Here is a 10,907-nt window from a genome sequence, read left to right on the forward strand (position 1 = left end):
CGCGCTTCAGAAGGGCAGGTTCACGCCGGGCGGCAATTGCAGTCCACCGGCCGCGTCCTTCATGACCTCGCGCTGGGCCTCCTCGGCCTTGCGGCGCGCGTCATTGTGCGCGGCGACAATGAGGTCTTCGAGGATTTCCGGCTCCTCCGGGTCCATCACCGACTTGTCGATCTGCACGCCGCGCATATCGCCCTTGGCAGTCAGCGTGACCCGGACCATCCCGGCGGCGCTCTCGCCTGTCACCTCGGTCTCGTCCAGACGCGCCTGCGCCTCGGACATTTTCTGCTGCATTTCCTGCGCCTGCTTCATCAGGCCCATCAGGTCTTTCATGCCTTGTTCTCCGTCGATACAGGCGCCGCGTCCTGCTCGGTGTGGGCGGGCGGCTCGATAATGCGTTTCAGCGTGGCACCGGGGAAAAGCTCAAGCGCTTCCACCAGGGCCGGGTCTTTCAGCGCCTGCTGGCGCCGTTCTTCTTTCTCGCGCTGACGGCGCTCGAACCAGGTCTCACCGCCCTGGGCGTCGACATCGGCGAGAATCGCCCAGCGTTCGCCGGTCCACTCCAGCAGCCGCCGCGCCAGCTTCTGCGCCAGATCGGAGGGCGCGTCCTCGGCGGGCTGGAAGGTCATGCTGGGCGGTTTGAAACTGACCGGGCGCACAAAGCGTTCGACATCGGACTGCAGGGCGATATCGCGCTTTTGCTGCAGCATGCGGATCAGGTCTTCGTAACTGGCAAGCCCGAGAAAGGCAGGCTCAGTCGGATCAGCAGCCGCAATGCCCGGCGAAAGACTGGGTGAAATACTGGGCGGCGCGGTCACCGCCTCGACATGTCGCTCAGGCTTTCCCGGCGCCTCCATCGGCGCGGCAGCGGGTGCATCGGACGGCGACTGGGCCGGAGCCGGCGGTGTCGAGGCCAGCAGCCGGGCGGCGTCTTCCGGAGCGGGCAGGCCCGCCGCCGCGATCAGCCGCAACAGGGTCATCTCCGCCGCGGCCAGCGCATCGGGTGCGGCGCGGACATCATCCAGCCCGGTGAGCATGATTTTCCAAAAGCGGGTCAATTGCCCGAGGCTCAGGGGCCCGGCCAGCGCGATCAGGCATGCCAGCGTTTCCGCGCTCTCACCCAGATCGGCCCCGGAGCCGACGGCCTTCACCCGCGACAGCGCGTGGATGTATTCCAGCAGGTCGCGCGAGATCACCACCGGGTCGCCACCAGCATCGTAGAGCGCTTCCAGCTCATGGATGGCGTCGGAGGTGCGCGCGAGCAGCGCGTGTTCGAGCAGGTCGAGTACGCGGGCCCGATCGGCCAGCCCCAGCATGTCGCGAATCTGCGCTGCACCGACGGCGGCGTCGCTGTCGGCACCCTGTACAATCGCCTGGTCAAGCAGGGACAGCGCATCGCGTACAGAGCCTTCCGCGGCGCGGGCAATCAGCGACAGGCCGTCGCGTTCCACACGGGCATTCTCGAGACCGCAAATACGCTCGAGATGATCGGTCAGCACGTCTCGGTCGATGCGCTTGAGATCGAACCGCTGGCAGCGCGACAGGACGGTGACGGGGACCTTGCGGATCTCCGTCGTCGCGAAAATGAACTTGGCGTGCTCGGGCGGCTCCTCGAGCGTCTTCAGCAGGGCATTGAAGGCCGAGGTGGACAGCATGTGCACCTCGTCAATGATGTAGACCTTGTAGCGGCCGGACACCGGCGCATAGCGCACACCATCGAGAATTTCGCGGATATCGCCGACACCGGTGCGGGACGCGGCGTCCATTTCCATGACATCAACATGGGCCGAGCGGGCGATGGCATCACAGTGCTCTCCGCGCTCGGCGAGTTCCATGTGCGGCGCATCGATCGTGTCGCTTTTGTAGTTGAGAGCCCGGGCGATCAGACGCGCGGTCGTCGTCTTGCCGACCCCGCGAACACCGGTGAGCATGTAGGCGTGGGCAATGCGGCCGGCCGCGAAGGCATTGGTCAGGGTCCGCACCATGGCGTCCTGGCCGATCAGGTCTTCAAACGTATCGGGGCGGTATTTGCGCGCAAGAACCTGGTAGCCCTGGTCCACCGGCGTCTCCGGCAGATCGAGACCGGGCATGAGAGGCGCGTCCGCTCCCGGGCTTTCAGTCTGGAGCGGCGTCTCGTCCATGCGGGCTCTTGGGGGCAAGGTTGCGGTTCGGCGTTTAAGTGGAAGACCGGACAGCGACCCGGACCGAAACTCGTTACGGCTGCTTCCTTCCGGACCTGACCGGGTTGGCGAGGGATCCGTCCACCGCCGATCTTCCGCTCTCTATATCGCGCGTGCGCGGCGGTTCTGCAAGGCTGGGGACGCAGCAAGCTTGACATGGGCCGTGGAAGGCCTCGTCATGCCAGTACTTGCATATTTGCCGGGGGGCAATCTCGATGCTGGAACGCGTCTTCCTCGCGTGTCTGAGCGCCATAATGGTCGATCCGGCTGCCAGCGCGGATGATAGGCTGCATACCAGCGGAGATATCCGCTTCCGTATGGAACAGGATTGGGCCTCTGCGCGCGCTGACGGCTCGGAGCGGCCGGACCGGCTGCGCGCCCGGCTGCGGGCGCGGCTTCAGTTGAATTACAGGTTTTCCGATACGCTCGACATTGCCATCCGGGCCCGCAGCGGCGATCCGGAGAGCCAGCAAAGCCCGCACGTGACAGTCGCCGATTTCGATGGCGGGCAATCGGACGGGCTGGAGGCTGGCCTCGACCGCTGGCGAATGCGCTGGCGGAGCGAAACAGGCGCAGCGTTTCTGGGCCGTGACAGCCTTCCGCTTTGGCGCCGTAACGAGCTATTCTGGGACGATGATGTCACCGTCACCGGACTGGGCGGCCACATCTCCGGCACGCAGGCGAGCGGGCGGCGCTGGCGTCTCGCAGGCGGCAGATTTCAGGCTCCGGTGGGACTGAACCGGGCGTCAGGAAGCCTGACAGCAGGTCAGCTCATGTTGGAACAACCGGCCGGCACACATCCCTGGACAGCGGCGGCCGGCGTAATCGCTATTGAAGCAGACCGGGACGATCCCGATGCCGGACGTCTGCTCTCCGGAAATGGCGGACGCGATTATCTTTTGCTGATCGCAAGCATGGAAACACAGATCGAGATCGGCGGGCAACGTGTCACCATCGGCGCAGACCTGGTGGAGAATGTGGAGGATTACAGCGCTGCAGACCCCGATCCGAGGACTGCCGCAAACAGCGGGCAAACCAGCGGCTGGGTCATCTCGGCACGCCGGGGCGATGCGTCCGCACGCGGCGACTGGCGCTTTGATTACTATTTCGCACGCATTGAGACACTCGCCGTCAATGCCTCCTACGCGCAGGACGACTGGGTGCGTTGGGGGGCGAACGGTCAAACCCGGTCGAGCGGTTTCCAGGGCCATGAACTCCGTGCAGCGTACGGGCTTGGCGGTGGTGCCAACATCACAGCGCGGCTCTACATTGTCGACGGGTTGAGGTCGGCGGAGGACGGAAACCGCGCGCGGATTGACCTGAATTGGCGCTTTTAAACCTGCCGCGCAGCGTCGGCCGCGCATCGATCGGGGCAGTAGTTTCGCGCGCGGCGGTTCGGCAAGGTGTGGCAGTCAGGCATGCGCGTTAAACCACATCGCGAGGATGTGTATTGCGTCCGCGCCAAGCCGGGCGATAATCGCGGCATGTCATCACCCGCCCGCCCGCTGCCGCTCCGACGCCTCTTCGCCTATCTGATCGATTCCCTGGTCATCTTTGCCTGGATCGCCGGGCTGACCGCGATCGGAATGAGCTGGGGCACCGAGTTGTTCGACCGGCTGGATCCGGCCTCGACCAAGATTTTCGGTCACGCTTTCAGCTTCACCGCGCTGACCTTGCCGGTCGTGCTGTATTTTGCGCTGACCGAGCGTTCGGCAATGCGTGCCAGCCCTGGCAAGCGGGCCCTCGGACTGTGTGTCGCCGGTCCCGACGGCACGGGAATCGGACTGAGCCGGGCACTGGTCCGCAATGCGCTGAAATTTCTGCCCTGGGAGGTCGCCCACACCGCGATCTGGCATGCGCCGGGCCAACCTTTCATTGACGTGCCAACGGCGAGCTTCATGGCGCTGCATGCCGGGGCCCTCGCCCTGGCAGGTCTTTATATCGCCAGCCTGTTTGTCGGATCCGGCCGCACGCCCTATGAGCGTCTTTCTGGGACGCGGGTTATCGCCCGGTCCGCCTAGGGGTATTGCAGTCCACACTGGTCATTCATGGCCAGCGGCCGCACATCTGGGACAAAGGGGAGACTTGCTGATGAATGATCGCTCACGCCTGGCCGGCCGCAAGCCGATGGTCTTCGCGGGGTCGCCGATTGACCGCTGCGAGATTAGCCGACGCGATGAAGGCGCGCTCGCCGCCCTGCAGGACGCCCCCAGTGCGCGCGTGCTGTTTCTTCACGCCGGTGACCCGGCGATGACGCGGGAAGGCCGGCTGGACTGGAGACCGCTTGATGCGGCCGTGAAGGCGGTGATCCGGCCACCGTTGATTTTCCTGGGACAGGATCAGCATGGCCCCCTGTTCGCCGCCGAAGCGATCGCCGACCAGATTCACCCCGACACCACGCCCCATATCGAGGCACGCCGTGCAGCCATGATGCTGCCGCATGAGGAAACGGCGATCTTTGCCCAGGCCAAGAGCCTCCTGGCCTGGCATGACCGTCATGGTTTCTGCGCCAATTGCGGCAGCTCCACCCGGGTCGCCGCCGGCGGGGCCAAGCGCGCCTGCCCGGCCTGCGGTGCCGAGCATTTCCCGCGTGTTGACCCGGTCGTGATCATGCTGGCCACCGATGGCGATCGCTGCCTGCTCGGGCGCCAGGCGGCCTGGCCCATGGGCATGTGGTCTGCCCTTGCCGGTTTTGTTGAACCGGCGGAAACCCTGGAAGAAGCCTGCGCCCGGGAGTTGCGTGAGGAAGCTGGTGTCGAAGCCGATATCGCTGCCATCCGCTATATCTTCACCCAGCCCTGGCCCTTCCCCTCCTCCATCATGGTTGGGCTGGTCGCACCGGTTGCGCGCAATGCGGTGAAGGTGGACACGCATGAGCTTGAGGATGCGCGCTGGTTCAGCCGGGATGAATTGCGGATTGCGCTTGAGGGGGGGCATCCGATGATCAATGTGCCGCCGTCCATCGCGGTCGCCCGGCGCCTGGTCGAGCTCTGGGTCGACGTGGCGATCTGACACCAGAGCTCGCACGAAAAGGGCCGCCCCTTCTGGAGCGGCCCCGTTTCAGGCATGCTGGCCAAATGGCCGCAAATCCCTAGCCGCCAAGGCGACGGACATAGGAGATGCCGTAATAGTGCACGGCATCGTCGAAATCAGCGTAGGTGTAGTCGAAACGCAGACCGTTCTTGTCGTCCCAGAAGGTTTCACCAGCGAGGCCAGCGGCGAAAGCGCCATCGTCTGCACTCCCCGTGAAACCGCCCGCTTCAGCGGAGATCTCGGCGTGGATATAGCCCGCGCGGAACAGGAAGTTGAAGCTGTCGCTACCGGCAACGCGATACACACCAAAGGCGCCAGCGGAATAATCCAGGCTGGTGTCGATACCGAAGACGTCATCATCAGCGATACCGAACATGGCTTCGCCTTCAACGCCCCAGTTCTCATCAAAGAAGTGGCCGAAGCGAACGGAAGCGGTCGTATACTGAGCGAGATCGAAATCGGCCACACCGAGACCGGCAGAGAAGGTCGAATCCTGAGCCTGAGCACCAGCGGCAACAGACAGCATCAGCACAGACGCGCAAACAAACTTACGAAACATATGAGTTTCCCCGAAATTTGAAACGACACAGACCCCACCAGCCCGGCCCCGGGGCATACACAGCGTGTTCTAGCGCCTATTACAAGTAAACGGATTTTACTTTCGGCACTCCCTAACCAAGCGTTGCAAAAACCGCACACTCTTTGGTTGCTTTTTTTGACAAATTGCACGCCTTGCGATCACAGACATGTACCCGCGTCCTCTTACCGCATGCAGTTGGCGGTGCTCGCCTGTTGCCTGACAGCCCGCTGCGTGCCAAACACGGGCAACTTTCGGCTGACTGATTAATTGGGGGCGTCTATGGGCGATCTCTTCTGGAACAAGGTAGCAGGCGTCATCATCGGTGCCATCCTTGTTGTAATGGTGATCCTGGAACTCGGTCACATGCTTGTGCCGAGCCACAGCAAAGGCGAGCTGACCGCTGAGAACACGGCGTATCCGTTCGACTGGGCGGCAATTGAATCCGGTTCGACCGGCGCGGCCATGGAAGAAGTGGATACCGGACCGGTCGATTTCGGCCTGCTCCTCGCTTCTGCTGACATTGGCGCGGGCGAGCGCGTGATTCGTCGCTGCGTTTCCTGCCACACGGTTGAAGAAGGCGGCGCAAACGGTACCGGCCCGGCTCTGTGGGACGTTGTTGGTCGTGCCATCGGCGGCGTGGACGGCTTTGGCTATTCCAGCGCTCTCGGCGGTATGGGTGGCGAGTGGACCTATGAAGCGCTCTACGGCTTCCTGGAAAGCCCTGCCAATTATGCTCCGGGTACGACCATGTCCTTCCGCGGCCTTGCCCAGCAGGAACAGCGCATCAACCTGATCGCTTACCTGCGCAGCCTGTCCAGCAACCCGGCCGCACTGCCTGATCCGCTCCCGGCGATCGAGGAAGCTGCACCGATGGACGAAGCCATCACGGACGACGCTCCGGCCGAGGAAGCCCCGGCTGCTGACGCTCCGACCGAAGAGCCGACCGAGTAATCGGCACTCTGACACGCTTCAAAGCAAACCCCGGAGCCATCGGCTCCGGGGTTTTTCTTTGCGCTTGAGCTTGCCAGACCGGCTTCTGTCAGCTGACCGGTGGCCGCATGATGGTTCGCACCGGGTTCTCCTTTTCACGGATACGCTGTTCCGCCATGGCAAAAGGCTCCAGCGTCGTATCCATGGTGTGGGCATTGGCGTGCAGAAATAACTCGCTATCGGTCATGACACCGACATGGCCCGGCCAGAACACCACATCGCCACGCGCCCGCTCGGGGTCTTGGGTAACATCGCGCCAGCGGGCCTTGAGAAAATGCTCCTGCTGATCGGCATCGCGCGGCGCATCGATACCGGCCGCGACCAGTGCCATCTGCAACAGGCCGGAACAGTCGAGCCCCAGGCTTTCCTTGCCACCCCAGAGATAGGGCGCGGCGAGAAAGCTTTCGGCGACGGCCACGAAGTCGGGCGCGGTGTGATCAAGCGGCGCCGTATGGTCGCTTACGATCCAGCCGAGATTGGCCGCTTCAATGAAACGTCCGTCCTCGGCGCCGGAATGGAAACTCGCATTCAGGCTGATCAGAGCCGCCGGCGGAGATTTGAAATCCGGTTCGGAGAAGGCGTAGGTGCGCAAGGCGACGACCTTGCGATCGACCGGATCCACCCTGCGGCTGAGACCGCTGATCTCGACCCAGCCGACATAGCCGTCAGCACGGGAAAAGCCCCAGGCCCAGCCGTCACGTTCTTCCAGGACCGCGAAGACATCGCCAAACAGGAGCTGATCGTCCATGCCCGCCAGGCGGTCCGGACCGCGCCGGATCGGCAGGACGGGATCCACCGCCTGATAATCGACCGGGTCGACGAAGCGCTCGGCTTCGACCTGTCCTTCTAGATGGCTTGCTGCAAGGTCGGGTCTTGCGGGGGTGAGTCGGGGATCCAGGACGGACACGTTGCGGTTTCCTCGGCACGATGGGCGACGTTTTCGCCGTAATCGTACAGGAAGACCGCCCCTTTGACAGTGCGATGTACCGAGACATCACGCTTGTCGGCACGGTCACGCTTGCGGCGTACAAAGCCGTGCTTTTCCAACACGTCGAGAGCCCGGGTAACAGCCGGTTTGGGCAGGTCGAGACGGGCTGCAAGTTCGCGCACGGCATGCGGGCCCGGGCGCATGAAGATGGCCAGAAGCACAGCAAACTGCCGGGCAGTGAGATCGAAGGATGCCTCGCGTACGGTATCAGCCGAGACGCGGTGCATCATTTCAAGCGATTGCATCGCCTGAGACGCCATGACGGACTCCTGTAAACGCGGGTTGGAACTGGCGCTAGTTTTGGAATCGAGTCTTGAGCAAAAAGTAAACGGCGCGAACCGCTTGAATCTCGCCACCTTTCGGACGCCCCGGTTTCGGCTTCGGGTTCCAAGCGAAGATATCGAAGTGGGCCCAGACCGATTCGCCGACGAATCGACGCAGGAACAGCGCCGCCGTGATCGAGCCCGCCATCGGGGTCGGCGCGCCATTGACCAGGTCAGAGAACTCGCCGTCCATCTCGCTGTCATAGCCATCCCAGAGCGGCATGCGCCAGACCGGATCGGAGACTGCTGCCCCGCCCTCGGCGATACCGGCGGCCAGAGCCTCGTCATCAGTATAGAAAGGCATGACTTCGGGCCCCAGAGCCACGCGCGCGGCACCGGTCAGGGTGGCAAAGTCGAGCAGGAGTTCCGGATTGTCCTCGGTCGCGCGTACCAGGGCATCGCCCAGGACGAGACGCCCTTCCGCATCGGTATTGTCGATCTCCACGGTCAGGCCATTGCGCGCCGTGAGCACATCGCCGGGACGGAAGGCGTTGGAGGAGACGGCATTCTCGATAGCCGGGACCAGGAGGTGCAAACGCACCGGGAGCTTCGTCGCCATGATCATGGAGGCCAGCCCCATTGCATTGGCGGCACCGCCCATATCCTTTTTCATCAGGCGCATGAACGGGGCCGCCTTGAGGTCGAGCCCCCCGCTGTCGAAACACACGCCCTTGCCCACCAGCGCAATACGCGGATGTGACGGATCACCCCATTCCAGTTCCAGCAGGCGCGGCGCCTCCGCTGAAGCCCGGCCAACGGCGTGGATCATCGGGTAATTCTGGGTCAGGAGGTCGTCGCCCTCTGTGACGCGAACGTCAGCGTCGAAACGCCCGGCGAGTGCGCGGAAGGCCGCTTCCAGCCCGATCGGGCCCATGGCATCGGCCGGCGTATTGACCAGGTCGCGAACCAGCCACGCCGCCTCGGCAATCGCCGTGGTCGTGTCAAAGTCGCAGCCGTCGGGCACAACCAGGCGGGCCGGTTTGCGCGACGGCTCCTTGTAGCGCTTGAACTGGTAGGCACCCATGGCCCAGGCGAGCGCGGCAAGGGACGGATCCATTCCCTCCGGCAGGCCGTCGAGCTGCCAATCGCCTTCCGGCAGGGTGGTCGAGGCATTGCCGAGCGCGAACGGGTCCTGGCCAGCCCCTGCCCCGAGCCAGGCATCCGCCTCGCCACCGTCCGGGAAGCGTACGCTCTGGCCCGGTTTGCCCTTGAAGTCCGCAGCCAACCAGCGCTGCTCGGCCGGCAGGTCCGCAATCGCGGCCTCGGCCTGATCGCTGGTGACCAGACGGGCGCGGCGCGCGCTTGTCGAAGATTTGAGAAGAACGTCCATAGGGTAAGCCTTTCTGCCAGCCGGGCGGGAGCCGAGTTAACGCATTCTTGACCCGCAGCGCGCAAGTTCAAGACGTACCCGCAGTCCCGTTCGCCTGCCCGAGGTCTTAACATGCGCCGCCTCTTCGTCACCCTTGCGGTTTCCAGCCTGGCCCTGTCCGCCTGCGCCACGACTTCGTCGACCACTGACGAGGAGGCCTTTGCAGCGGATATGCAGAACTCCGGCGATATCCTGCCGGCCTCGCAGGCCGAGCGCGACGCCATCCGCAGCCAGGACCTGCTGACCCAGGCGACCTTCTGGGCCGAAGCCTATGAGCTCAACCCGTCCGACAAGGAAGCGGCAACCGAGCTGTCCAACACACTGCGCCAGCTGGGCAATCCCCAGCGCGCTGCAGAAGTCGCCCAGCAGGCGCTGGCGCTCTATCCGCAAGATGTCGAGCTCTTGTTCGCCTTCGGCAGTGCCGCTGCCGCTTCCGGGCGCGCAGGCGCCGCCCTGGAATCGCTGCAGCGCGCTGCAACTGCCGCACCAGGTGATTGGCGGCCCCATAACGCGCTGGGCGTGGCCTACGAACAAATCGGTGAGAGCGAACGCGCCCTGTCGAGTTTCCAGACTGCCCTCGAACGCGCGCCTGGCGAACCGGCGGTGATGTCCAATCTCGCCCTCTCCTATGCCCTCAATGGCGATCCGGCTTCGGCCGAACGCCTGCTGCGCGAAGCCATGATCCGGCCCGGAGCTGACAGCACGGTGCGGCAGAATCTGGCGCTGGTGATTGCGCTGCAGGGCCGTTTCTCGGAAGCGGAAGAAATGGCGCGGGTCGATGTGTCGACCGAGATGGCGGAAGCCAATATCGCCTTTGTGCGGTCCATGCTGACCTCACGCCGGCGCTACGACGCCCTCTCCGAAAACTGATCAGCTGGCCATGGGCGGCGGGGGTGGCGGTGTCGCCTCGGCAGCCTCGGGGTCAAGCTTGCGCAGGGGAAAATCGCTGCGCAGGTCCGGGTCGACCAGGGTGTGGTCAAAACGGAAATCCTCGACCAGTTCACGCAGCTCGACCGGCGCCTTGCGGTCCTTGGTGACTTCACTGGAGCGGTAGAGCGCATACAGGCGCAGATAATTCTTGTCGTCCTTGGACAGCGAAGTGTCGTCGAGACGGCTGCAAACGGCGATCAGCTTGGATGTGCCCGAACGCCGCCGGCCTGATTTGAGATCAATCATGGCGCCAGCCAGGCCGGTCTTCCAGCCGACATCCGCAAAATGTGTTTTCGGCGCGCCGGACAGAGCCGAGCGTGCCGCGTCGAGATCCTCGGCATTGAGCGCCTGCATAGCCTCACGGACCGCTTCCTCCGCGGTCTCGATCTGCTCGCGACGTTTCTCCGCCGATTTGCGCCCGGAAAACATGGGCTGGGTCCACCTGTGCAACATGAAGGCTCACTATTCAAATAGCGCGCCAAATCACTTTCGTCACAGACTATTGAAGCGGATTATG

Annotated in this window: 12 protein-coding genes and 1 other RNA gene; 5 read left to right on the top strand and 8 right to left on the bottom strand. The window is 63.9% G+C overall.

The annotated features are described in order from the left end of the window. Positions 1-6: 6 nt before the first annotated feature. The 3 genes from Q1V51_RS09510 to ffs form a co-directional block, all read right to left on the bottom strand. The gene (locus tag Q1V51_RS09510) at positions 7-330 is read right to left on the bottom strand and encodes a YbaB/EbfC family nucleoid-associated protein (protein WP_300555721.1); all 324 of its coding nucleotides are present in this window, start codon (positions 328-330) and stop codon (positions 7-9) included. After that, positions 327-2,138: a DNA polymerase III subunit gamma/tau gene (locus tag Q1V51_RS09515; RefSeq protein ID WP_300555724.1), complete on the bottom strand. Its 1,812-nt coding sequence runs from the start codon at positions 2,136-2,138 to the stop codon at positions 327-329. The genes Q1V51_RS09510 and Q1V51_RS09515 overlap by 4 nt, the downstream gene beginning before the upstream one ends. A 37-nt stretch (positions 2,139-2,175) precedes the next feature. After that, positions 2,176-2,274, bottom strand: an RNA gene (gene ffs / locus Q1V51_RS09520) — signal recognition particle sRNA small type. 118 nt (positions 2,275-2,392) lie between these two features. On the opposite strand from ffs, the gene Q1V51_RS09525 reads away from it, so the two are divergent. The 3 genes from Q1V51_RS09525 (at position 2,393) to nudC (ending at position 5,189) form a co-directional block, all read left to right on the top strand. Further along, complete coding sequence (locus Q1V51_RS09525) at positions 2,393-3,514, top strand: putative porin (RefSeq protein WP_300555726.1); 1,122 nt, start codon at positions 2,393-2,395, stop codon at positions 3,512-3,514. An 81-nt stretch (positions 3,515-3,595) separates the two neighbouring features. Further along, entirely contained in the window at positions 3,596-4,198 is a 603-nt protein-coding gene (locus Q1V51_RS09530) for an RDD family protein (RefSeq protein ID WP_300555728.1), read from the top strand. 70 nt (positions 4,199-4,268) lie between these two features. Beyond that, on the top strand, positions 4,269-5,189 hold the full coding sequence (gene nudC / locus Q1V51_RS09535; RefSeq protein WP_300555730.1) for an NAD(+) diphosphatase: 921 nt from the start codon (positions 4,269-4,271) through the stop codon (positions 5,187-5,189). 79 nt (positions 5,190-5,268) lie between these two features. Here the strand turns inward: nudC and Q1V51_RS09540 are convergent, their stop codons facing one another. After that, positions 5,269-5,769 carry an outer membrane beta-barrel protein gene (locus tag Q1V51_RS09540; protein ID WP_300555732.1) on the bottom strand — a complete coding sequence of 167 codons (501 nt, stop codon included), beginning with the start codon at positions 5,767-5,769 and terminating at the stop codon, positions 5,269-5,271. Positions 5,770-6,069: 300 nt separating this feature from the next. On the opposite strand from Q1V51_RS09540, the gene Q1V51_RS09545 reads away from it, so the two are divergent. Then, positions 6,070-6,741: a cytochrome c family protein gene (locus Q1V51_RS09545; protein WP_300555734.1), complete on the top strand. Its 672-nt coding sequence runs from the start codon at positions 6,070-6,072 to the stop codon at positions 6,739-6,741. A gap of 88 nt (positions 6,742-6,829) precedes the next feature. Here the strand turns inward: Q1V51_RS09545 and Q1V51_RS09550 are convergent, their stop codons facing one another. The 3 genes from Q1V51_RS09550 to Q1V51_RS09560 are packed head-to-tail and all read right to left on the bottom strand — an operon-like array spanning position 6,830 to position 9,421. Next, on the bottom strand, positions 6,830-7,687 hold the full coding sequence (locus tag Q1V51_RS09550; RefSeq protein WP_300555736.1) for an NlpC/P60 family protein: 858 nt from the start codon (positions 7,685-7,687) through the stop codon (positions 6,830-6,832). Then, complete coding sequence (locus Q1V51_RS09555) at positions 7,627-8,028, bottom strand: MarR family transcriptional regulator (RefSeq protein ID WP_300555738.1); 402 nt, start codon at positions 8,026-8,028, stop codon at positions 7,627-7,629. Before Q1V51_RS09555 ends, Q1V51_RS09550 begins: the two co-directional genes overlap by 61 nt. A 34-nt stretch (positions 8,029-8,062) precedes the next feature. Beyond that, a complete protein-coding gene (locus Q1V51_RS09560; RefSeq protein WP_300555740.1) occupies positions 8,063-9,421 on the bottom strand; it encodes a M17 family metallopeptidase in 1,359 nt (452 codons plus the stop codon). Between the two features lie 111 nt (positions 9,422-9,532). Here Q1V51_RS09560 and Q1V51_RS09565 point away from each other — a divergent pair, with 111 nt between their 5' ends. Further along, on the top strand, positions 9,533-10,330 hold the full coding sequence (locus Q1V51_RS09565; RefSeq protein ID WP_300555742.1) for a tetratricopeptide repeat protein: 798 nt from the start codon (positions 9,533-9,535) through the stop codon (positions 10,328-10,330). On the opposite strand, the gene Q1V51_RS09570 is transcribed toward Q1V51_RS09565, so the two are convergent. Continuing rightward, positions 10,331-10,843 carry a hypothetical protein gene (locus Q1V51_RS09570; protein ID WP_300555744.1) on the bottom strand — a complete coding sequence of 171 codons (513 nt, stop codon included), beginning with the start codon at positions 10,841-10,843 and terminating at the stop codon, positions 10,331-10,333. Between the last annotated feature and the right edge of the window lie 64 nt (positions 10,844-10,907).

The sequence above is a fragment of the Maricaulis sp. genome (genome assembly GCF_030149235.1).
Taxonomy (GTDB): Bacteria; Pseudomonadota; Alphaproteobacteria; order Caulobacterales; family Maricaulaceae; genus Maricaulis.